We start from the raw sequence: 21,649 nt of genomic DNA on the forward strand, positions 1-21,649 counted from the left end.
ATCATGCCGCAGAGCGGCCCTGCTGCCGAGGTCCGCTCAGCCGAAGGTGCCCGAGAGCGACGTGCCGCCGCTGGTGACCGAGTAGTTGCCCTGGGGGAACCACAGCGTGTTGATCCGCAGCGCCGGCAGGGTGCGGTTCGCCGCGACCGGCTGGGCGCAGTTCAGCGTGGGGCTGAACTGGCTGGCCCGCGTGCACGTCCAGCCGGACCACCCGGTGATGAGCTCGACACCCGGGAAGCCGCCGGTGAACGTGACGCGCATCTGCACCGTCTGGCCGGGCCGGACGTCGGGGCCGACCGTGAACGCGAACGTCGCCGAGGTCCAGCTCGTGGTCGCCGTGGCTCGCACCGTGCTGTCGGTCGGCTGCGTGGTGGGCTCGGTCGTGGGCTCGGTGGTCGGCTCGGTGGTCGGTTCGGTCGTGGGTTCTGTGGTCGGTTCTGTGGTGGGTTCTGTGGTGGGCTCGGTGGTCGGTTCCGTCGTGGGCTCGGTGGTCGGTTCCGTGGTCGGCTCGGTGGTCGGTTCCGTGGTCGGTTCTGTGGTCGGCTCGGTGGTGGGTTCCGTCGTGGGCTCGGTCGTGGGTTCCGGCGTCGGGATGGTGGTCGGCTCCGGCGTGGGTTCCGTGGTGGGTTCTGTGGTGGGTTCCGTGGTCGGCTGCTCGCCCGTGGGCTCGGTCGTCGGTTCCGTGGTCGGCTCGGTGGTGGGTTCCGTGGTCGGCTCGGTGGTGGGTTCCGTGGTCGGCTCGGTGGTGGGTTCCGTCGTCGGTTCCGTGGTCGGCTCGGTGGTCGGTTCCGTCGTGGGCTCGGTGGTCGGCTCGGTGGTGGGTTCCGTGGTCGGCTCGGTGGTCGGTTCCGTCGTGGGCTCGGTGGTCGGCTCGGTGGTGGGTTCCGTGGTCGGCTCGGTCGTGGGTTCCGTGGTCGGTTCCGTGGTCGGGTCGGTCGTCGGCACGGGCGGCAGCGGCTGGGGCTCGTCGGGGAACGGCTCGTCGATCGCCGGGTCGTCGGCCGGCGGATCCTCGTCGCCGTCGGCGGGCGCCTCCTCCGGGGGGTCCTGCCACACCATCGGGTCGGGGAGGGCGCCCACGTCGGGTGCCGCCGCATCCGCGGCTGCACCGCCGGGCAGGGCCGCAGCACCGGGGGCAGCGGCGCGGGTGGTGTTCTCCACGGCCGGCGGACGATCCACGGTGATGAGCGCGGTGGCGCCGGCGATCACGACGACGCTGGCCGCGGCGCCGGCGGCGATGCCGGCCGGGCCGATCGTGCCCAGGACGCCCATGAAGCCCGACGTGGATCCACCAACGGCACCCGCTCCGCCGCCGGCACCGGCACCTCCACCGCCACCACCGCCATTCCCGCCGCCCCCGGCAGCGGCCAGGCCGCCGGCGGCGCCGGTGCCCTGCAGGTATCCCGCGGCCGCGGTGCCGAGGATGGCCGGGGCCAGGATGCCGGCCAGGCCGTGGTTGAAGTCCTGGAGCTCGAGGTACAGGCCCATGCACGCGCGGCACTCGTCGAGGTGCCGCTGCACCTTGCCGGCGTCGCGGCGCGACAGCCCGCCACGCACGAACGCGCCCAGGTTGCCGATCGCGAACTGGCACTCGGGCGTCGTCGTCGGGACGAGGTGCTTCTGGAGGTAGGCCTGACGCAGGCCCTCACGCGCCCGGTAAGCCAGGGCCGAGACGCTGTTCGCGCTCATCCCCAGCATCGGCGCGATCTCGGCGGGCTTCTGTCCCTCGACGTCGAGGTGCCAGAGCACCATCTGCCAGCGCTCGGGCAGCGAGGCGAACGCCTCCGCGGTGGTGGTGCGCTCGAAGCCGAGCTCGGCGGTGTCGACGAAGTCCACCCGGCCGTCCAGCTCGAACTGGTCGTCGGTGGGGCGCTCGCGGGTGACGGCGCGGATGCGGTCGACGTGCAGCCGGCGGACCGCGGTGAGCAGGTAGGCGCGGAAGGACTCCTGCGGGCCGCCGCCCTTCTGGACCGTGACCAGCACCTTGGTGAAGGCCTCCGCGACGAGGTCGTCGGCGTCGGCACCGCGCATCAGCTGGCGTGCCAGGCGCAGCGCCGCGGCCTGGTGCCGGGTGTAGAGGTCGCCGTACGCCGCCGAGTCGCCCTCGCGGACGGCGGTCAGCAGATCGGCGTCGCTCCGCTCATGACCCAGGGCAGAGGAGGAGGCGTCGATGGTCACTGCCTGCCCCTTTCCCGAGTGGTCGCGTGGGTGCCTACGCGTGACCACGACCGGCCACCTTCCTCAGTCTAGGTGTCGTTCGCGCTGCTGTCCGTGGTTCCTGTGGCCCTTTGTGACTAGTCACGGGCCCGTTTTTTCCCGGCGGCGACTGCATGAACTCGCCGTTACCCACGATCCGTGCGGAAAGTCGCGTCATGGGGGCCCCGGTGAACCGTCCCCTAGGTGTCACACGGCGACCACGCCCGACCCTTGCGAGAGGAGGCACGGATGAACCCCTTCGACGTCAGCTATGTCGACCTCGACTCGGCGGTCCGTGCCGGTCAGGTGGACGCAGTGGACGTTGCACACGAGGTGGGAGCGAGTGCAGCGTCTCTCGGAGTTCCACTCCACGAGGTCCTCGACCGCGTGGAGAGGGCCTTCGACGGCCTCGAACCGTCGTTCGCGATGGTCCGTGGGGTTGCCGTGGCGTGGGCCGAGACGTCCCGGGCGCTGCAGCTCGAGACGTCGTGCGAGGACCCGCTGACCCAGTTGTCGACCCTGGCGCACCTGCGGCACAGCCTGGACGGGCTGTACCGCGGGGCGATCAGGGACGACTCCACGGTCACGGACCGTCACGGTCTCGTCGTGGTCGAGCTGCCCCGGCAGGCCGGCCAGGTGCTGGAGCAGGCGCTGCACGCGGTCGACGTGAGCGTCGCCCTGCGCACGGTGTTCCCGGGCGACGAGGTCATCGCACAGCTGAGCCCACGACGCTTCTGCGTCCTGGCCGAACGACGTCGGCTGGACCAGCCGACGCTGAGCCTGGTCACCGTCCTGCTGCGCCGGACGTTCGAGTCGCCCCCGCCCCGGGTGTGGCTCGAGCTGCTGCCGCCGGTCGCACAGGACGTGACCTGGGTGCTCGACGCACTCACCGGTTGACCGGCGGGGTCCGCCCCCATCTCGGGTGTGGCGGAACCCGCCGGGCGGCCGGAGCGTCGGTCGTCGCGCCTAGGCTGGGTCGCATGTGCGGCCGTTACGCGACGTCCCGGACCCCGACCACCCTCGTCGACGACTTCGAGGCCGATCTGGGCGACCTGTTCGTCGACACCGGACCCGACTTCAACCTCGCGCCCACCAAGCTGGCGCCCCTCGTCGTCGCGCGCTCCGGTGACGCCGGCCCCCGGCGCGAGCTCGTCACCGCGAAGTGGGGCCTGGTTCCCTCGTGGGCCAAGGACCCCTCGATCGGCAACCGCCTCATCAACGCCCGCAGCGAGACCGTCGCCGAGAAGCCGTCCTTCCGGTCGGCCTTCGCCAAGCGGCGCGCGATCGTCCCGGCCGACGGGTTCTACGAGTGGTACCAGCCCGAGGCGGAGCCCGGCGCGAAGCGCCCGCCCAAGCAGCCCTTCTTCATGAGCGCCGAGGGCGGACTCGGCCTCGCGGGGCTCTACGAGTTCTGGAAGGACCCCGAAGGGGAGTGGCTGCTCACCTACACGATCCTCACCACGTCGGCCGAGGGCGAGGACGGGCGCATCCACGACCGCGCGCCCCTGATCGTCGGTGCCGAGGTCGCCGAGCACTGGCTGGCGGCCGAGCCGTGGCCCGAGGCGCTCGAGCACCTGGTGCCGGCCACGCCGGGCGTGCTGGACACGTGGCCGGTGTCCACCGAGGTCAACAACGTGCGCAACAACGGCCCCGAGCTGGTCGAGCCGCTTCCGCTCGAGGGGGAATAGCGGGGCGCCGCGAGCCGTTTGACCAAGCAGGAGGTTTTGAATGCTCGCATGCCCCGTACGTCCTGCCGCAGTAGGCTGGGCGACGATGACTGACGACACCGTCGTGGACCCGTCGACCGAGACCACGGAGGAGCGCCAAGCCCGATTCGAGGCCGACGCCCTTCCCTTCCTCGACCAGCTGTACTCGGCCGCTCTGCGCATGACCCGCAATCCCCAGGACGCCGAAGACCTGGTGCAGGAGACCTATGCCAAGGCGTTCAGCGCCTTCCACCAGTTCAAGCCCGGCACGAACCTGAAGGCCTGGCTGTACCGGATCCTCACCAACACGTACATCAACCACTACCGCAAGAAGCAGCGCCAGCCCCAGCAGGTGACCGACGAGGTCGAGGACTGGCAGATCGCGGCGGCGGCGGCCCACAGCTCCTCGGGGCTGAAGTCGGCGGAGATGGAGGCGCTCGAGCGCCTGCCCGACTCCGACGTGAAGGACGCCCTCCAGCAGCTGCCCGAGGACTTCCGCTACGCGGTGTACCTGGCCGATGTCGAGGGGTTCCCCTACAAGGAGATCGCGGAGATCATGGACACGCCCATCGGCACCGTGATGTCGCGGCTCCACCGCGGACGGCGTCAGCTGCGCGAGCTGCTCACGGACTACGCCCGCGAGCGCGGTATGAAGGTTCCTGCTGGAGGTGACGCGAAGTGAGCTGCGAAGGACCCGATTGCGAGAAGGCGCTGGAGAACCTCTACGTCTTCCTCGACCACGAGATCGACACCGCCAGCTGCGACGAGATCCAGTCCCACCTCGACGACTGTTCCGACTGCCTGAACGAGTACCACCTCGAGCAGATCGTCAAGGCGCTCGTCGGCCGGTCGTGCACCGAGGTGGCGCCCACCCCGCTGCGCGAGAAGGTCATGTTCCAGATCCGCACGATCCAGGTGGAGATCCGCACCGAGTCACCCTGACCTGGAGACGACGAAACCCCATCCGCTGGATGGGGTTTCGTGCGTTATCGGCGCGTTCTCACGCGTTGGGGCGCTTACCGTGGTTCGCGCCCTTCTTGCGACGCGCCCGGCGCTTGCGACCGGTCTTGCCCATGGTTCCTCCTCAAAACGCTGACCATCAAGTCTCGCACACTCAGTCGACCGGGGGCACACGGGACAGGAACCGCTCGCGCTCGACCACGATGCGGCGCACCTGGCCACTGGCCACGAGGACCTCGTTGCCGTCGCGTGCGGAGACCTCGAAGATCACCATCCGCCCGTCGCGCTGGGTGAGCGAGGCCGTGGCGGTGATCGTGGCGCCGACCCCGCTGGCGGCCAGGTGCTGCACCTCCACGCGGGTGCCCACGCTGGTCTGGCTGTCCTCCAGGTCGAGGGCGGCGCACGTGGCCTCCTCCAGCCAGGCCAGCAGGACCGGCGTCCCGAGCACCTCGAGGTCGCCGCTGCCCACCGCGCGGGCGGTGTGCTCGGGCCCGACGGTGTGGGTCACGCTGGCGTGACCCGCGTCGCCGGCCACGCTCACACGCCCATCGTGTTGCGCGGGTAGAGCGCGTTGACGTCCGTGGCGACGTTCACCAGGTAGGGCACGCCCGAGGCGAACGCGCGGTCCAGGGCGGGGCCGATCTCGCGCGGGTCGGTGACGAACTCGCCACCGCCGCCGAGCGCCTCGACGACCTGGTCGTACCGGGTGTTGGGCGCCAGGTCGGCGGCCACGTCGTAGCCGTAGAGCATCTGCATCGGGGGCTTCTCCAGGCCCCACGCCGAGTTGTTGCCCACGACGATGACGACCGGGAGGTTGTGACGCACGAGCGTGTCGACGTCGATGAGGGACATGCCCGCGGCGCCGTCGCCCATCAGCAGCACGACCTGGCTGGACGGGCGGGCGATGCGGGCAGCCATCGCCGCGCCGAGGCCGGCACCGAGGCAGCCGTACGGTCCGGGGTCGAGCCAGCCGCCGGGTCGCTGGGGCTCGACGAACTTGCCGGCGAACGACACGAAGTCGCCACCGTCGCCGATCACGACCGCGTCGTCGGCCAGCCGCGGCAGCAGTTCACCGTAGATGCGGGCGGGGTGGATCGGATCCGCCTCGGCGGTGAGCAGGGCCGAGTCACGCTCCACGGCGGAGGCGACGACGTCCTGCAGCTCGCCGAGCCACGGCGTCCAGTCGGGACGCGACGTGCCCGACTGCAGTCCCTGGAGCAGGGCGTCGAAGACGAGGCTGAGGTCGCCGGCGACCGAGCCGCCGAGCGACGCGTGCGTGGACACCTGGCCGGGGGAGTCCGCGACGTGCACCGTGACGGCGGGGTCGCCGCCCTCCTTGCCGCCGAAGCGGCCGAAGCCCAGCCGGAAGTCGAGCGGCGTGCCCACGACCACGACGAGATCGGCGGTGCCCAGGGCGCGCGAGCGCGCCTTCGTCACGAGGTTCGGGTGGCCGCCGGGGACGATGCCGCGGCCCATGCCGTTGGCGATCGCCGGGATGCCGGTCTCCTGCACGAAGCGCAGGGCGGCCTCCTCCGCGTGGTCGGACCACACGTCGCTGCCCAGGATGACGACTGGACGCCGCGCCTGCGCCAGCAGCCGCACGATGCGGGCGACGGCGTCGGGATCGGGCTCGAGGCGGTCCTTCGAAGGGCCGGTCGACACGTGCTCCACCGGACCGGAGTTGAAGAACTCGTCCATCGGGATGTCGACGAAGGTCGGGCCGCGGTGCGAGGAGCCGGCGAGGGTGAACGCCTCGTCGACGACGGGCGCGATGTCGGCCAGGCTGCGCGCCGTGGTGGCCGACTTCGTGATGGTCTCGAAGATCGGCGGGTGGTCCAGCTCCTGAAGGGTGCCGGTGCCCCACGTCGACGCGGCGGCGCGACCGCCCACGACGACCAGCGGCGAGCCCGAGAAGTACGCCTGCGCCACGGGGCTGACGCCGTTGGTGACGCCCGGGCCGGCGGTCAGGACGGCCAGGCCCGGGGTGCGCGTCAGCTTGCCGATGGCCTCGGCGGCGAAGACGGCCGACGGCTCGTGACGCACGTCGATGATCGGCATCGGCTGCTCGGACTTCACGGCCGCGTCGTACATCGGGAAGATGTGGGCGCCCGAGAGGGTGAACATCGCCTCGGCGCCGTGGGCGCGCGCGACGTCGAGTGCGTGGTGGCCGCCGTGCGGCCCGGTGGGCTCGGGGAACGTGGCGTCCTGCTGCTGGTCTTCGGTCATGTGACGCAGGTTACCCGCGAGTCGCTTCCGACGGAGCCCTAGGCTCGGAACGTGCCCTCCTTCGAAGACATCGCCGACGCTCAGACGGCGCTGACCACCGCGCAGATCGACCGTCTGCAGCTGCTGGTGACCGACTGGCAGATCGTCGCCGACCTGTCCTTCAGCGACCTGGTGCTGTGGGTGGAGGACGCCGAGGAGAAGGGGATGTGGGCGGCCGCGCAGATCCGCCCGACCACCGGCCCCACCACGCTGCTCGAGGACGTCGTGGGCACGTTCGTCCCGCGCGACCTGTCCGACATCGACGACGAGGTCCTGGCCGACGGTGCGGTGGTGGTCCAGGCGCCTGTGCCGGTCATGTGGGCCGGGCGCAGGATCGCGCTCATCGTCACGCGCCGGCCCGCCACCGACCGCCGCGCCGCGGGTGCCCTCGAGTCGGCGTACCAGCGCACGAGCGAGGAGCTGTTCGAGATGATCCAGCGGGGCGAGTTCCCGCTGCCGGGCGTCCCGTCCGAGCTGGCCGACTCCCTGCGCGTGGGCGACGGCTTCGTGCGTACCGACGCCGACGGACTGGTCTCCTACGCGAGTCCGAACGCCCTCTCGGCCTACCGCCGGCTGGGCTATGCCGGCGACCTGCGCGGCGCCGACCTCATCGACCTGACGACCCGCCTCATCGGCGCCGATGCCGACCGGCCCTTCAGCGCGCTGTTCGGGGCCGGCGAGGCGGAGGCCGAGATCGAGAGCGGCGGCGCGTCGATGCTGCTGCGGATCATGCCGCTGCGCAGCGGGGGAGCGGCGACGGGCTCGCTCATCCTGCTGCGCGACGTCACCGAGCTGCGGCTGCGCGAGCGCGAGCTGGTCTCGAAGGACGCCACGATCCGCGAGATCCACCACCGGGTGAAGAACAACCTGCAGACCGTGGCGGCGCTGCTGCGGCTGCAGAGCCGCCGGATGGAGATCCCCGCCGCGCGTGAGGCCCTGCAGGAGGCCGAGCGGCGGGTGGGATCGATCGCGCTGGTCCACGAGACCCTGAGCCAGTCGTTCGACGAGTCGGTCGAGTTCGACGCGATCGCGGACACGCTACTGCGCACCGTGCTGGACGTGGGCGGCGGCGTGGTGAAGGCCGAGCGGGTGGGCTCGTTCGGGCTCGTGCCTGCCGAGATCGCGACGCCGCTGGCGATGACGCTCACCGAGCTCGTGCAGAACGCGGCGGAGCACGCGTTCGGGCCGGAGGGCGGTCGGGTCATGCTCGCGGTGAACCGGATCCGTGGACGGATCCGGCTGCGCGTGAGTGACGACGGCCGAGGGCTGCCGGACGACTTCGATCCGACGCTCAGCCTGGGCCTGTCGATCGTGTCGACACTGGTGCGGGGGGAGCTGAAGGGCGATCTGGACTACGAGTCGATGCCGTCGGGCGGCACGACCGTGACGATCGCGTTCGGGCTGTGAGCCCGATCAGGCGGTGCGAATGCGGGCGCGGGCGTTGCGCCGCTTGAGCGCGCGGCGCTCGTCCTCGCTGAGGCCGCCCCACACGCCGTGATCCTGGCCGGACTCGAGGGCCCACTGCAGGCACTGCTCGCGAACGTCGCAACGACGGCACACCAACTTGGCCTCTTCGACCTGGAGGATCGCCGGGCCGGTGTTGCCGATCGGGAAGAACAGTTCCGGATCTTCGTCCAGACAGGCCGAACGATGTCGCCAATCCATACGGATGACTCCTTTGGCTGCTTGCAGTGGGGGAAACCGCGCACCGGGGCGCACGCTCGTCCAGTTTCGCAAGGTTCTGCACACTCCACAACAGATGTGGACCGACCGATTCTGAGGGAAACGTCACATACTCGTAACATTGAAAATGCTTGCGTTCACGCAGCGTTAGCCTGAGACCGTGTCTGTCTCCTCCCGCGTCCCGCTCCTGATCGCCGCCGTCGTGGTGGGTCTCCAAGGCCTGGTCTTCCTCGTCCTGGCTGTGCTCGACCTCAGCGGACTCGTTCCCGGGCGCATCGCCGTCGGGGTCGGGATCGGGATCCTGCTGCTGCTGGTCGGCGCCGGCCTCGTGGCGGCAGCGGTGGGTCTCGCCCGCGGTGCCCACGTCGCCCGGGGCCCGGCCGTGGTCGCCCAGCTCATCGGTCTCGGACTGGCCTGGTCGCTGCGCCATCCCGATCCCAACACGGGCGACAACCGTGCGGTCGCGCTGGCGATCGCCGTATCGGCCCTGGTCGTGCTCGGATGCCTGGCCACGGGGCCGGCCCGCCGGGCGCTGGCCGACGACTACGAGGCGTGACCCGTGTGCGAGACTTGACGCTGGGGCACACCCCGTCCTCACCCGCGGAACGACACCGCAACCGGCAGCCGGATCGGCGCCGCCCGCACCTGTAGTCCCACGTTGCGCGAGGAACCATGTCCACCCAACTCGACCCGATCGATGCCGACCTGCTCATGACGCTCACCGAACACGATGATCCTGTCTTCTCGCTGCACCGCGGCGGAAAGATGGAGGTCGCCTCGACGGTACCCGTGGCCGACGCCGACGACCTGTCGCTGGCGTACACGCCGGGCGTCGCGAAGGTGTGCGAGGCCATCGCCGCCGACCCCGAGGTCGCGCACGAGTACACGTGGGTGGGCAACACCGTGGCCGTCGTCACCGACGGCACCGCCGTCCTGGGCCTGGGCGACATCGGCCCCGCCGCCGCGATGCCGGTGATGGAGGGCAAGGCGATCCTGTTCAAGCAGTTCGGTGGCGTCGACGCCATCCCGATCGCGCTCGACACCACCGACACCGACGAGATCGTCGAGACGATCGTGCGGCTCGCGCCCACGTTCGGCGGCATCAACCTGGAGGACATCTCCAGCCCTCGTTGCTTCGAGATCGAGCGCCGCCTCATCGAGCGCCTCGACATCCCGGTCTTCCACGACGACCAGCACGGCACCGCCGTGGTGGTGCTCGCCGGCCTCTACAACGCGCTGCGCCTGACCGACCGCGAGCCCGACGAGATCAAGGTGGTCATCTCCGGCGCCGGCGCCGCGGGCGTGGCCATCACGAAGATCCTCCGCTCGGCGGGGGTCCGCAAGATCAGCGTCGTCGACCGCACTGGCGTGATCACGCCCGCGCGCGACGACCTCAACGAGGTCAAGCGGTTCCTGGCCGAGGAGACCGCCGACTGGGCGCGTCCCGGATCGGTCGCGGACGCACTCGACGGGGCCGACGTCTTCGTCGGCGTCTCGGGCGGCACCGTGCCCGAGGAGGCCGTCGCGAAGATGGCCCCCGACGCGATCATCTTCGCGCTGGCCAACCCGAACCCCGAGGTCCACCCCGACGTCGCGAACCGCCATGCGCGGATCGTGGCCACCGGACGCTCCGACTTCCCGAACCAGCTCAACAACGTGCTGGTGTTCCCGGGCATCTTCCGTGGCGCGCTCGACGTGCGCGCCACGACGATCTCCGAGTCGATGAAGCTGGCCGCGGCCCGCGCCATCGCCGACCTCGTGGACGACGACGAGCTGTCCGAGACCCACATCATCCCGTCGCCGTTCGACCCCCGGGTGTCGCAGGCGGTCGCCCGCGCGGTCACCGACACGGCCCGGCGTGACGGCCTGGCGCGTCGCCCCTACTGATCGGCCCACCCTCGCCGACGGGCGGAGTGCGATCCGGTTAGGGTCGCTCCCGTAGTTGTCGCCCCGACCCCAGGAGATCGCTCGTGTTCGCCGTCTACGCCGCCTCGATGGACAAGAAGAACCCGCTGGACGGCCTGGTGGTGGGTGAGCGGCCCGATCCCGAGGTGCCGGACGGCTGGACCACCGTGACCGTCAAGGCCGCCTCGATCAACCACCACGACGTGTGGAGCCTGCGCGGCGTTGGCCTGCGTGAGGAGGCGCTGCCGATGATCTTGGGATGCGACGCCGCCGGCTACGACGAGGACGGCAACGAGGTCATCGTGCACGCGGTGATCAGTGATCCCGACTGGGTGGGCGACGAGACGCTCGACCCGCGGCGCTCGCTGCTCTCGGAGCGCCACCAGGGCACGTTCGCCGAGAAGGTCGCCGTGCCGCGCCGCAACGTGGTGCCCAAGCCCGCCGGGCTGTCCATGGCCGAGGCCGCGTGCCTGCCCACGGCGTGGCTGACCGCCTACCGGATGCTGTTCACCCAGGCCGACCTCGTCCCCGGCGACGCCGTGCTGGTGCAGGGGGCCGGGGGAGGCGTCGCCACCGCCGCGATCACGCTGGCGCGCGCGGCCGGCTTCCGCGTCTACGCCACCAGCCGCGACGAGGACAAGCGCCGGCGCGCGCTCGAGATCGGCGCGCACGAGGTGTTCGAGTCCGGTGCCCGTCTGCCGGTCAAGATGGACGCCGTCATGGAGACCGTGGGAGCAGCCACGTGGTCGCACTCGGTCCGCTCGATGCGCCCCGGCGGCACGCTCGTGATCTCCGGCGCCACCTCGGGCGACGCCCCGTCCCACGCCGAGCTCACCCGGATCTTCTTCCAGCAGATGCGCGTCCACGGCTCCACGATGGGCACGCGCGAGGAGCTGCGCCGGCTGGCCGAGTTCATGGCCGTCACGGGCACGAAGCCCCTGATCGACGCCGAGATCCCCATGGAGGACGCCGCGCAGGGCCTCCAGCGCGTCATCGACGGCGACGTGTTCGGCAAGATCGTCCTCACCCGCTGAGCCGGGGCCGCTGCTCCGGGGACGTCAGTCGAGCAGGTGCCGCAGGTACCGGTCGGGCCGGTCGAGGAACGCGCGCCAGTGGTGCACGACCTCGAGATCCTCCCAGGCGGTCTCGCGCCAGCCCCACGCGCCGACCTCGAGGATGCGCGCCCCCGGCAGCGACGCCAGGACGGGGGAGTGGGTCGCGCACAGGACCTGGCCCCGGTCGCGGGTGATCCGGTCGAGCGTCGCCATGAGGGCGAGCGTGTTGGAGAACGAGAGGGCGGCCTCCGGCTCGTCGAGGCAGTAGAAGCCGGTCCCGTCGAAGCGGTGCTCGAGCAACGCCACGAAGGACTCGCCGTGGCTCATCGCGTGGAAGTCGGGCTCGTGAGGATTGCCGCCCGGATGGTCCGCGAGGTAGGAGTACCAGCCGTGCATCGTCTCGGCGCGCAGGAAGAACCCCCATCTGCCGCTGCCCACCCCGCGTTGGATCGTGAGGCTCCTCCACAGCGACGACTCGGTCTCGCGGGTCTGGTGGTGGCCGAAGGCCGAGCCGCCCTCGGGTGACAGTCCGTAGGCGACGGCGATCGCCTCGACGAGCGTGGACTTGCCGGAGCCGTTCTCCCCGACCAGGAAAGTGACGCCCGGCCCCAGGTCGAGGCCGTCACGAGCCAGCTGGCGCACCGCGGGGATCGAGGCGGACCAGTCGTCCGGCTCCACGCCCGTGACGCGAACGACGGGCGGCTGATCGAAGTCCACGCCAGCACCGTAGTGGCCGCCACCGACGCCGGGTGCGGCAGGACGGTCCGCGGGGTGAGCGCAGAAGTGCCCGCCACTCGGTGAGTGGCGGGCACTTCAGGGCCGGACGGCGTGCTCGGTGTCAGTCCTCGTCGTCGTCGAGGCGGGCCAGCCAGGTGGCGAGCCGCTCGACGGGCACCTCGAACTCGGGGTTGAGGTCGACGAAGATCGAGAACTGCTCGGCCAGCCACGCGAAGGAGACCTGCTCCTCCCCGCGGCGGGCCGTCAGCTCCTCGATGCCTCGATCGGTGAAGTACATCGTCGGATCAGGCGAAGGCCCGGTTCATCAGGTCCTTGAACTCGGTGACGTGCACCGAGTGCGAGCCCACGGACGGAGCCGAGGACTCCGGACGGGTGACCGGGTTCATCGGCAGGCCGAGCGCGTCGCGCAGGTACAGCGCGACGTGCGGCCACGGACCCTGGTTCTCGGGCTCGTCCTGGACCCAGCGGATCTCGCGGGCGTTCGGGTACTTCGCGATCTCCTCCTTGAGCTCGGCCAGCGGACGCGGGTAGAGCTGCTCGAGACGCACGATCGCGGTGCGGGGGTTGTCGCCCTCGCGGCTCTTGCGGTCGGTCATCAGGTCCCACGTGACCTTGCCCGAGCACAGGATGACCCGCTCCACGCGGCTCGGATCCACCGTGTCGTCACCGATGACCGGACGGAACGTGCCGGAGGTGAAGTCCTCCGGCTGGCTCGCGGCCAGCTTGTTGCGCAGCATCGACTTCGGCGTGAAGACGATGAGCGGACGGTGCTGCGACTGCAGGTTCTGCCGGCGCAGGAGGTGGAAGTACGACGCGGGCGTCGACGGCTGGGCGATCGTCATCTCGTCGTTGGCGGCGAGCGTCAGGAAGCGCTCGATGCGTCCTGAGGAGTGGTCGGGGCCCTGGCCCTCGTAGCCGTGCGGCAGCAGCAGCACGACACCGGACTTCTGGCCCCACTTGGTCTCGCCCGAGCTGATGTACTCGTCGATGACCGACTGGGCGCCGTTGACGAAGTCGCCGAACTGGGCCTCCCACATCGTCAGCGCCTCGGGACGCGCGACCGAGTAGCCGTACTCGAAGCCGAGCGCGGCGTACTCGCTCAGCAGCGAGTCGTAGATGTAGAACGACGCCTGGTCCTCGCCCACGTGCTGCAGCGGGGTCCACTCGGCACCGTCCTTGCGGTCGATGATCGTGGCGAAGCGCGTCGTGAACGTGCCGCGGCGCGAGTCCTGGCCGACGAGGCGCACGGGACGCCCGTCGAGCAGCAGCGAGCCCATCGCGATGATCTCGCCGGTGCCCCAGTCGATCGGGCCGGCCGTGATCGAGGCCGCGCGGCGCTGCAGCTGCGGCAGCACCTTCGGGTGCACCGTGAAGCCCTCGGGCACGTTCGTGTAGGCGTCGGAGACGGCCTTGAGCGTGTCGGGGGTGATCGCGGTGACGAGCTCCTCGTCGTACGGCTTCTCGGGGTAGTCGGGCGTGCGCGAGTAGCCGGAGTCGTGCTGGGCCTGCTTGACCTTCGCCAGGTTCTGCTCGAGCAGCTTCTGGTAGCCCTTCAGCGCCTCCTCGGCCTCCTCGAGCGTGATGTCGCCACGACCGACGAGAGCCTCGGTGTACAGCTTCCGCACCGACTTCTTCTTCTCGATCGTGTCGTACATCAGCGGCTGCGTGAAGCTGGGGTCGTCGCCCTCGTTGTGGCCGCGACGGCGGTAGCAGACGAGGTCGATGACGACGTCCTTGTGGAACGTGCGGCGGTACTCGTAGGCCAGCTGCGCGGCGCGGATGCAGGCCTCCGGGTCGTCGCCGTTCACGTGGAAGATCGGCGCCTGGACCATCCGGGCCACGTCGGTGCAGTAGGTCGAGGACCGCGACGCCGAGGGGCTCGTGGTGAAGCCGACCTGGTTGTTCACGATCACGTGGACCGTGCCGCCGGTGCGGTAGCCCCGCAGCTGCGACAGGTTCAGCGTCTCGGCGACGACGCCCTGGCCCGCGAACGCTGCGTCACCGTGGACGAGGACCGGCAGGACCGGGAACTCCTCGCCGCGGTTCAGCACGTCCTGCTTGGCGCGGGCGATGCCCTCCAGGACCGGGTCGACGACCTCCAGGTGCGACGGGTTCGCCGCGACCGAGACCTTGATCGTGTCGCCACGGACCGAGGTGAACTCGCCGTCGACGCCCAGGTGGTACTTGACGTCGCCCGAGCCCTGGACGGTGCGCGGGTCGATGTTGCCCTCGAACTCGCGGAACACGTTGGCCGGGTCCTTGCCGGCGATGTTCACGAGCACGTTGAGGCGACCACGGTGCGCCATGCCGATGCAGACCTCCTCGAGGCCGTCGGCAGCAGCGCCCTCACAGATCTCGTCGAGCAGCGGGACCATCGTCTCGCCGCCCTCGAGGCTGAAGCGCTTCTGGCCGACGAACTTCGTCTGCAGGAAGGTCTCGAAGGCCTCGGCCTGGTTGAGCTTCTGCAGGATCCGCAGCTGCTCCTCGCGGGGCTCCTTGACGTGCGGGCGCTCCAGGCGCTCCTGGAACCAGGCGCGCTCCTCGGGGCCCTGAATGTGCATGTACTCGACGGCCATCGTGCGCACGTAGGAGTCGCGCAGGATGCCCAGGATCTCGCGCAGCTTCATGAAGCGCTTGCCCGAGGCCTTGCCGAACGAGCCGACGGGGAACTCGCGGTCGAGGTCCCACAGGGTGAGGCCGTGCGACGCGATGTCGAGGTCGGGGTGGGTGCGCTGGCGGTACTCCAGCGGATTCGTGTCGGCCATCAGGTGGCCGCGAACGCGGAAGGAGTGGATGAGCTCCAGCACGCGAGCCTGGCGGTCGACGTCGTCGTCGTGGTTGACCGAGATGTCCTGGGCCCAGCGGATGGGCTCGTAGGGGATCCGCAGCGACGTGAAGATGTCGTCGTAGAAGCCCTCGGCGCCCAGCAGCAGCTGGTGCACGCGACGCAGGAACTCGCCCGACTGCGCGCCCTGGATGACGCGGTGGTCGTAGGTCGACGTGAGGGTCATCATCTTCGACACGGCCATCTGCGACAGCGTGTCGGCCGAGGCGCCCTGGAACTCCGGCGGGTAGTCCATCGAGCCGACGCCCACGATGAGGCCCTGTCCGGCCATGAGGCGCGGCACGGAGTGGTTCGTGCCGATGCCACCGGGGTTCGTCAGGCTCAGGGTCGTGCCCTGGAAGTCGCTGACCTCAAGCTTGTTGTCGCGGGCCTTGCGCACGATGGTCTCGTAGCCGCGCCAGAACTGCGCGAAGTCCATCGTCTCGGCGGCCTTGATGTTCGGCACCATCAGCTGGCGCGAGCCGTCGGACTTCTGGACGTCGACCGCGAGCCCGAAGTTGATGTGCTCGGGGTTGAGCTGGACCGGCTTGCCCTTCTCGTTGTACTCGAAGCCGGTGTTCATCTCGGGCATCGACTTCACGGCCTGGACGACGGCGTAGCCGATGAGGTGCGTGAACGAGACCTTGCCGCCGCGAGCGCGGGCGAGGTGGTTGTTGATGACGACGCGCTGGTCGAACAGCAGCTTCACCGGCACGGAGCGCACGCTCGTGGCGGTGGGGACCGCGAGGCTGGCGTCCATGTTCGTGGCGGTGCGCGCGGCGGCGCCACGCAGGACGACCTTCTCGACCTCGCCGGGTCCGGCGGGCTGCTCGGCCGGCTTGTCCTTGGTGGGCGCCTTGGCCGCGGCGGGCTGCGTCTTTGCGGCCGGCTTCGGGGTGGCCGGGGCCTGGGCGGGAGCCGGGGGGTTCTTCTCCTCGGCCGCGCGCGCGGACGGTGCCTTCTCGGGCGTCGCCGGCTTCTCGGCCTGCTGCTTGGAGGGCTCGAGCGCCGGCTCGTCGGTCCGGGTCTCGGACGACTCGGACTTCGGCGGGGAGGGCTTGCTCTCGGTCACGCCGTTGGACGCGCCGTTGGAGCCGTACCCTCCCTTGCGGAAGAAGTCGGCCCATTCATCGCCGACCGAGGACGGATCGGCGGTGAACTGGTCGTACATCTCTTCGACCAGCCACTCGTTGCTGCCGAAGTCGGGATGGGGAGCGTCGGTCGCCGACGCGGTGGGGGAGGACTCGGCCACGGCCTGAATCGCCTCTTCCGGGGAAAATCGCTCGCGTGATCGCGCACGGATGGTGGACTCATCACAGGGTAACGCGCGGGCCTACGGCGACGCAGGCAGGTCACGCAACCCGTCGATGAACGGACGTCATTCGACGTCCGGCGGACTCAGACGGTCTCGAGGGTGGCGTCGAGACTGATGTCGTCGACGCCGTCGAGCGCCTTGCTGACGGGGCACGTCTCCTTGGCCTCGTCGGCCACCTGCTGGAACTCGGTGGCGTCGATCCCCTCGGCCTCGGCCCTGACGGTCAGGGTGATCTGGGTGATCCGGAAGCCGCCGTCGGGGTCGGGGCCGAGCGTCACGTCGGCCGAGGTCTCCACCGCGTTCACGGTGGCGCCGGCGCGTCCGAGCAGCGCCGTCAGCTGCATCGTGAAGCAGGCGCTGTGCGCCGCGGCGATGAGCTCCTCGGGGTTGGTGGCGCCGCCGCCGTCGTCGGACGAGCGCTTCGGGAAGGACATCTCGAACGTGCCGAGGCCCGAGGACGTGAGCTCGACCTGGCCGGATCCGTCCTCGAAGCCGCCGTCCCAGGCGGTGCGTGCAGTACGAGTGGGCATGAGGGGCCTCCTGTGGCTGGGGTGATGGTGCTCAGGTGGGTGTTCCTTCTCGACGCTAACCACGTTTGGACAGGTCTGCACGGCGCGTCCGTGGACAGCGCCCGGACGGGCTCCTAGGTTCGAGCCGTGGAGGTCACCGAGGTCGCGGACGGCATCTGGTTCGCACACACCGAGTTCGTCAACTGGATCGTGCTGGTCGAGGACGGGCGCGCGGCGCTCGTGGACTGCGGCTACCCCGGACAGGCCGCGCTGGTGGAGGAGTCCGTACGCCGTGCCGGCGTCACGATGGAGCAGGTCGAGGCCCTCGTCGTGACGCACAACCACGTCGACCACACCGGGTCGATGCCGGCGCTGGCCGCCCGCGGCGTGCGGGTGCTCGCCGGGGCCGAGGAGCTGCCAATGCTCCGGGGCGAGCGCGTCGAGAGCGCCACCACGGCCGACGTCCTCGTGCGCGCCTGGCGTCCCCGGGTGCTGCGCTGGGCCCTAGGCATCGCCCGGCTCGGTGCGTCGGGGCACCCGCGGGTCGACCACGCCGAGGCGGTGACGCCCGGCACGCCGCTCGACATCGCCCGCTCGCCCGTTCCGCTGCACCTGCCGGGCCACACCTCGGGGCACCTGGCGCTGTACTTCCCCGAGCAGGGTGCCGTGGCCACGGGGGACGCGCTCGTGACCGGGCACTCGCTCAGCCCGGTCGAGGGCCCGCAGGCGATCGACGCGTTCTTCCACCACGACACGGCCCGGCTGCGCGCGACGCTGCCGGACCTGGCCCTGCTCGACGCCGACCTGGTGCTGCCGGGTCATGGGCCCGTCGCCCACGTGCCGATCGCCCGGGCCGTCGGTGAGGCGCTGAGTCACTGATGGAGACGATCGACGAGTACGTCGTCCGCGTGCTGCCGGAGCTGCGTGCGGATCCCGGCGCGGAGCGGGACGTGGACGTGGACGCCCTGCGTCGGCTGTTCGCCGCCCAGGTCCAGAGCCGGCACCTCGACTTCGCGGCGCGCTGGCTGCAGGCGCAGGGCCAGGGGCACTACACGATCGGCTCGGCCGGGCACGAGAGCAACGCCGCCCTCGGCCTGCTGTCGGAGGTCACCGACCCGGCGCTGCTGCACTACCGCTCGGGCGGGCTGTACGCGGCGCGGTCGGCCAAGGCCGGACGCGACGACGGAGTGCGGGCGATCCTGCAGAGCCTCACCAGCGCCCGCAGCGACCCGATGTCGGGCGGGCGGCACAAGGTGTTCGGCCATCCGGCGCTCAGCATCATCCCGCAGACCTCCACCATCAGCTCGCACCTGCCGCGCGCCGTCGGGCTGGGGCTGGGGCTCGGCTTCGCCCGGAGGCTGGGCCGCCACACCGCGTGGCCCGAGGACGCCGTCGTGCTGTGCAGCTTCGGCGACGCCTCGGTCAACCACTCGACCGCCGTCGGTGCGCTCAACGCCGCGGCCTACCTCACGCACCGGGGGCTGGAGTGCCCCGTGCTGTTCGTGTGCGAGGACAACCGGATCGGGATCAGCACCGCCTCGCCCGTGGGGTGGCCGGGCGCGATGCTGGAGCGGCTCCCCGGGATCGGCTACCGGACCGCGGACGGGGACGACCCGGTCGGCCTGCTGGCGCAGACGCGGGACGCGCTCGACGAGGTGCGCTCCAGCCGTCGGCCCGGAGTGCTGCACCTGAGCACCGTCCGGTTCCTCGGTCACGCCGGCTCCGACACCGAGATCGCCTACCGCACACGGCGCCGGATCGAGGCCGACCACGTCCACGACCCGCTCGTCGCGACCGCCCGGGCGCTCGTCGACGCCGGCGCGATGACCGGGGCCGAGGCACTCGACGCCTACGAGGAGATGCGCCGGACCGTCATGGAGGGGGCCGAGGCGATCATCGGCGAGGCGCGCCTGGACTCGCGTGCGGCGGTCACGGCGCCGCTCGCGCTGCCGTCCGTCGCCTCGGTGGCGGGGGAGCCGGCCGACGGTCCGCGGCGCACCTTGGCGCAGGCGATCAACGCCACCCTCGCCGAGCTGCTGGAGGAGCACGGCGAGACCCTGGTCTTCGGTGAGGATGTGGCGGTCAAGGGCGGCGTCTACGGCGTGACCCGCGGCCTGCGCAAGCGCTTCGGCGGTCAGCGCGTCTTCGACACGCTGCTGGACGAGCAGACGATCCTCGGCACGGCCCTGGGCACGGCGCTGGCCGGGTTCGTGCCGATCCCCGAGATCCAGTACCTGGCGTACCTGCACAACGCGGAGGACCAGCTGCGCGGCGAGGCCGCCTCGCTCGCCTTCTTCTCCGCCGGCCAGTACCGCAACGGCATGGTGGTCCGCGTCGCCGGACTGGCCTACCAGCGAGGCTTCGGCGGCCACTTCCACAACGACAACTCGGTGGCCGTGCTGCGTGACATCCCCGGACTGGTGCTGGCGGTCCCGAGCCATCCCGCCGACGCTCCGGGGCTGCTGCGGGCCTGCCACGAGCTCGCCCGGCAGGGACAGGTGTGCGTGTACCTCGAGCCGATCGCGCGCTACCACTCCCGGGACCTGCACGAGGAGGGCGACGGCCTGTGGACCGCGGCCGCCTCGGACGGTGCGGTCATCGCCCCGGGGGAGCTCGGCGTGCACGGCGCCGGCCGCGACGTCGTGCTGGTCACGTTCGGCAACGGCACGTTCATGAGCCTGCGGGCGGCGGAGGTCCTGCGGGCCCAGGGCATCGAGGCGACCGTCGTCGACCTGCGCTGGCTGGTGCCGTTGCCGGAGGAGCGGATCGTCGACGCGTGCCGCGACTTCGGCGCGGTGCTCGTGGTCGACGAGACCCGTCGCTCCGGCGGCGTGGGGGAGGGCGTCATCAGCGCCCTCGTCGCCGGACGCCACCCGGGCCGCATCGCGCGCGTCTCCAGCGCCGACAGCTTCATCCCGCTGGGCCCGGCCTCCGACCAGGTGCTCCTCGGCGAGGACGAGATCGTGCGCGCGGCGCTCGCCCTGCTCGCCTGAGCTGAGCCCGCCGCCGGATCCGCGAGTGGCGCAGTTTCGCCCGCCACTCGGCGAGTGGCGGGCACTTCTGCGCCACTCGTGACCCCGGTTTGCGCCACTGGCGACTCCGGGCGGTGTCGGCGAGCGGGTCCTCGGGGCCGCGTGCAGGATGGGCGCGTGACCGTGTACCTGGCGTGGACCGAGGCGGAGCCGGACGATCTCGACGGCCCGTGGCAGGAGGCGCGTCCGATCGCGCCGGGCCTGCTGCTGATCGAGAGCGCCGAGACGCTCTCGGTGGTCTACCACGCGCTGAAGTGGTCGCTGCCCGGCGACGAGGCACTCATCGTGACGCCGGTCGACCGCACCCCGAAGTCGCGGGGGATGGCGCCCGGGACGACGACGTGGCTGCTGGAGCGGACGAGTCCGGGCGGGTCCGTCAGCTGAGGTCGAGGTCCTTGAACCAGGACTCGGTGACGTAGTCGGTCTCCCAGCCCAGCGAGCGGTACAGCTCGTCGGCCTTGGTGGGGGAGTCGGCATCGACCTCGAGGGACACGCGGTCGCGACCGCTCCGGGCGGCGTCGGCGATCACCGTGGCCAGCAACGACTTGGCGACGCCCCGGCCGCGTGCGGCCCGGTTCACGCCGATGTACTCCACGTAGGTGCCCGGGGTGCCGCCCTCGGGGGCCGCGCTCGACGAGCACACCACGGTGCCCGCCGGCACGTGATGCCCACCGTCGGTGTCGACGTACGCGAGCCACCAGTGGTCCCAGCTGTGGCCGGGATCCTCCCGCAGCCGCTGGACGAACTCCGAGAAGCTCTCGCGGTAGGAGTTGAAGTGGTCCTGGAACGAGGTCTCGAGCATCTGGTGCACGACCTGCAGGTCCGCGGCGACGGGCATCCCGTTCTCGTGCCGCTCGACCGGCCGGACGGTGACGCCGGCGCGGGGCTCGAGCGACGCCTCGTCCGCCGTGACGGGGCGCTCCATGTGCAGCCACGTTCGGCGCTTGGCGTAGCCCGCCTGCCTCAGCCAGCCGGCCTGGCGCGCGTCACCGGCGAAGGGACTCTCGTCGAGCCGGGTGGCGGTGACGCCGCGGAAGCGGGCCATCGCGACGGCGGCATCCTCGGCCCAGGCGTAGAACGCCTCCGCGATCGCGTCGATCTGCTCCACGTCGCGGTCGAAGTAGCCCCAGATCAGCGCTCGCCCGGCGGCCCGGTCGTGCACCGTGATCCAGGCGCGCGGCACGTCGTCGTCGCCCACCGCGACGAGCTGCCGGCGGGTCCAGCTCGCCTGCCCCGCCACCTCGGACTCGATCCCGGCCGGATCGACGTGGGCCTCGCCCGTCCCCTGCAGCTCGTCGAGCCGTCGCAGGGCGACCAGGGCGTCGATGTCGGCGTAGCCGGGAACCCGTGCGCGCCACGGCTCCGGGAGGTTGGGAAGGTCCTGGTGGGTCGCGCTCGTGGTGTCGGGCATCGGGACCATTGTGGTGGAAACGCCGCGAGGCGTCGCCTCCGCCCCGACGC

At 71.1% G+C, this 21,649-nt stretch carries 21 protein-coding genes; 11 read left to right on the forward strand and 10 right to left on the reverse strand.

Annotated elements, in window-relative coordinates; translation table 11 throughout:
- Nucleotides 1-36: 36 nt before the first annotated feature.
- A complete protein-coding gene (locus ACY1JX_RS14715) occupies nucleotides 37-2,178 on the reverse strand; it encodes a sigma-70 family RNA polymerase sigma factor (RefSeq protein ID WP_462564438.1) in 2,142 nt (713 codons plus the stop codon).
- Nucleotides 2,179-2,583: 405 nt separating this feature from the next.
- Between ACY1JX_RS14715 and ACY1JX_RS14720 the strand changes: the two genes are divergently transcribed.
- From ACY1JX_RS14720 to rsrA, 4 genes are all read left to right on the forward strand, one after another.
- A complete protein-coding gene (locus ACY1JX_RS14720) occupies nucleotides 2,584-3,093 on the forward strand; it encodes a hypothetical protein (RefSeq protein WP_286929181.1) in 510 nt (169 codons plus the stop codon).
- Nucleotides 3,094-3,176: 83 nt separating this feature from the next.
- On the forward strand, nucleotides 3,177-3,884 hold the full coding sequence (locus ACY1JX_RS14725) for an SOS response-associated peptidase (protein ID WP_286929179.1): 708 nt from the start codon (nucleotides 3,177-3,179) through the stop codon (nucleotides 3,882-3,884).
- Nucleotides 3,885-3,969: 85 nt separating this feature from the next.
- A complete protein-coding gene (locus tag ACY1JX_RS14730; RefSeq protein WP_181756543.1) occupies nucleotides 3,970-4,584 on the forward strand; it encodes a sigma-70 family RNA polymerase sigma factor in 615 nt (204 codons plus the stop codon).
- Nucleotides 4,581-4,844, forward strand: coding sequence for a mycothiol system anti-sigma-R factor (gene rsrA / locus ACY1JX_RS14735; protein ID WP_078700489.1), 264 nt, complete (start codon nucleotides 4,581-4,583; stop codon nucleotides 4,842-4,844). Before ACY1JX_RS14730 ends, rsrA begins: the two co-directional genes overlap by 4 nt.
- 58 nt (nucleotides 4,845-4,902) lie before the next feature.
- Here the strand turns inward: rsrA and ACY1JX_RS14740 are convergent, their stop codons facing one another.
- From ACY1JX_RS14740 to ACY1JX_RS14750, 3 genes are read right to left on the reverse strand one after another with little or no spacing between them, the layout of a single operon-like run.
- Nucleotides 4,903-4,977, reverse strand: a complete 75-nt coding sequence (locus ACY1JX_RS14740) for a 50S ribosomal protein bL37 (protein WP_369797015.1) — start codon at nucleotides 4,975-4,977, stop codon at nucleotides 4,903-4,905.
- A 39-nt stretch (nucleotides 4,978-5,016) separates the two neighbouring features.
- A complete protein-coding gene (locus ACY1JX_RS14745) occupies nucleotides 5,017-5,403 on the reverse strand; it encodes a thioesterase family protein (RefSeq protein WP_286929178.1) in 387 nt (128 codons plus the stop codon).
- Nucleotides 5,400-7,088, reverse strand: coding sequence for an acetolactate synthase (locus ACY1JX_RS14750; protein WP_286929177.1), 1,689 nt, complete (start codon nucleotides 7,086-7,088; stop codon nucleotides 5,400-5,402). Before ACY1JX_RS14750 ends, ACY1JX_RS14745 begins: the two co-directional genes overlap by 4 nt.
- A 51-nt stretch (nucleotides 7,089-7,139) precedes the next feature.
- Here ACY1JX_RS14750 and ACY1JX_RS14755 point away from each other — a divergent pair, with 51 nt between their 5' ends.
- The gene (locus tag ACY1JX_RS14755; RefSeq protein WP_286929175.1) at nucleotides 7,140-8,534 is read left to right on the forward strand and encodes a sensor histidine kinase; all 1,395 of its coding nucleotides are present in this window, start codon (nucleotides 7,140-7,142) and stop codon (nucleotides 8,532-8,534) included.
- 6 nt (nucleotides 8,535-8,540) lie between these two features.
- Here the strand turns inward: ACY1JX_RS14755 and ACY1JX_RS14760 are convergent, their stop codons facing one another.
- Nucleotides 8,541-8,792 (reverse strand): WhiB family transcriptional regulator, encoded by a 252-nt coding sequence (locus ACY1JX_RS14760; protein WP_078700492.1) that lies wholly within the window; start codon nucleotides 8,790-8,792, stop codon nucleotides 8,541-8,543.
- A gap of 178 nt (nucleotides 8,793-8,970) precedes the next feature.
- Between ACY1JX_RS14760 and ACY1JX_RS14765 the strand changes: the two genes are divergently transcribed.
- The 3 genes from ACY1JX_RS14765 (at nucleotide 8,971) to ACY1JX_RS14775 (ending at nucleotide 11,749) form a co-directional block, all read left to right on the forward strand.
- Nucleotides 8,971-9,366, forward strand: a complete 396-nt coding sequence (locus tag ACY1JX_RS14765) for a hypothetical protein (RefSeq protein ID WP_286929173.1) — start codon at nucleotides 8,971-8,973, stop codon at nucleotides 9,364-9,366.
- Between the two features lie 116 nt (nucleotides 9,367-9,482).
- Nucleotides 9,483-10,697: an NAD(P)-dependent malic enzyme gene (locus tag ACY1JX_RS14770; protein ID WP_276568839.1), complete on the forward strand. Its 1,215-nt coding sequence runs from the start codon at nucleotides 9,483-9,485 to the stop codon at nucleotides 10,695-10,697.
- 83 nt (nucleotides 10,698-10,780) lie between these two features.
- On the forward strand, nucleotides 10,781-11,749 hold the full coding sequence (locus ACY1JX_RS14775) for a zinc-binding dehydrogenase (protein WP_286929170.1): 969 nt from the start codon (nucleotides 10,781-10,783) through the stop codon (nucleotides 11,747-11,749).
- A 24-nt stretch (nucleotides 11,750-11,773) separates the two neighbouring features.
- Here the strand turns inward: ACY1JX_RS14775 and ACY1JX_RS14780 are convergent, their stop codons facing one another.
- The 4 genes from ACY1JX_RS14780 to ACY1JX_RS14795 form a co-directional block, all read right to left on the reverse strand.
- Entirely contained in the window at nucleotides 11,774-12,487 is a 714-nt protein-coding gene (locus tag ACY1JX_RS14780; protein ID WP_286929169.1) for an AAA family ATPase, read from the reverse strand.
- A 121-nt stretch (nucleotides 12,488-12,608) separates the two neighbouring features.
- Entirely contained in the window at nucleotides 12,609-12,785 is a 177-nt protein-coding gene (locus ACY1JX_RS14785) for a DUF6104 family protein (RefSeq protein ID WP_181756549.1), read from the reverse strand.
- Between the two features lie 7 nt (nucleotides 12,786-12,792).
- Nucleotides 12,793-16,503 carry a multifunctional oxoglutarate decarboxylase/oxoglutarate dehydrogenase thiamine pyrophosphate-binding subunit/dihydrolipoyllysine-residue succinyltransferase subunit gene (locus ACY1JX_RS14790; protein WP_462565893.1) on the reverse strand — a complete coding sequence of 1,237 codons (3,711 nt, stop codon included), beginning with the start codon at nucleotides 16,501-16,503 and terminating at the stop codon, nucleotides 12,793-12,795.
- 227 nt (nucleotides 16,504-16,730) lie between these two features.
- The gene (locus ACY1JX_RS14795) at nucleotides 16,731-17,177 is read right to left on the reverse strand and encodes an OsmC family peroxiredoxin (protein WP_462564439.1); all 447 of its coding nucleotides are present in this window, start codon (nucleotides 17,175-17,177) and stop codon (nucleotides 16,731-16,733) included.
- A 126-nt stretch (nucleotides 17,178-17,303) separates the two neighbouring features.
- Between ACY1JX_RS14795 and ACY1JX_RS14800 the strand changes: the two genes are divergently transcribed.
- The 3 genes from ACY1JX_RS14800 (at nucleotide 17,304) to ACY1JX_RS14810 (ending at nucleotide 20,572) form a co-directional block, all read left to right on the forward strand.
- Nucleotides 17,304-18,035, forward strand: coding sequence for an MBL fold metallo-hydrolase (locus ACY1JX_RS14800; protein ID WP_462564440.1), 732 nt, complete (start codon nucleotides 17,304-17,306; stop codon nucleotides 18,033-18,035).
- Nucleotides 18,035-20,149, forward strand: coding sequence for a thiamine pyrophosphate-dependent enzyme (locus ACY1JX_RS14805; RefSeq protein WP_462564441.1), 2,115 nt, complete (start codon nucleotides 18,035-18,037; stop codon nucleotides 20,147-20,149). The genes ACY1JX_RS14800 and ACY1JX_RS14805 overlap by 1 nt, the downstream gene beginning before the upstream one ends.
- A gap of 156 nt (nucleotides 20,150-20,305) precedes the next feature.
- A complete protein-coding gene (locus tag ACY1JX_RS14810) occupies nucleotides 20,306-20,572 on the forward strand; it encodes a hypothetical protein (protein ID WP_462564442.1) in 267 nt (88 codons plus the stop codon).
- Here the strand turns inward: ACY1JX_RS14810 and ACY1JX_RS14815 are convergent.
- Nucleotides 20,565-21,599 carry a GNAT family N-acetyltransferase gene (locus ACY1JX_RS14815; RefSeq protein WP_462564443.1) on the reverse strand — a complete coding sequence of 345 codons (1,035 nt, stop codon included), beginning with the start codon at nucleotides 21,597-21,599 and terminating at the stop codon, nucleotides 20,565-20,567. The two genes, ACY1JX_RS14810 and ACY1JX_RS14815, sit on opposite strands and share 8 nt — an antisense overlap.
- Between the last annotated feature and the right edge of the window lie 50 nt (nucleotides 21,600-21,649).

Source organism: Aeromicrobium sp. JP4 (assembly GCF_054957925.1).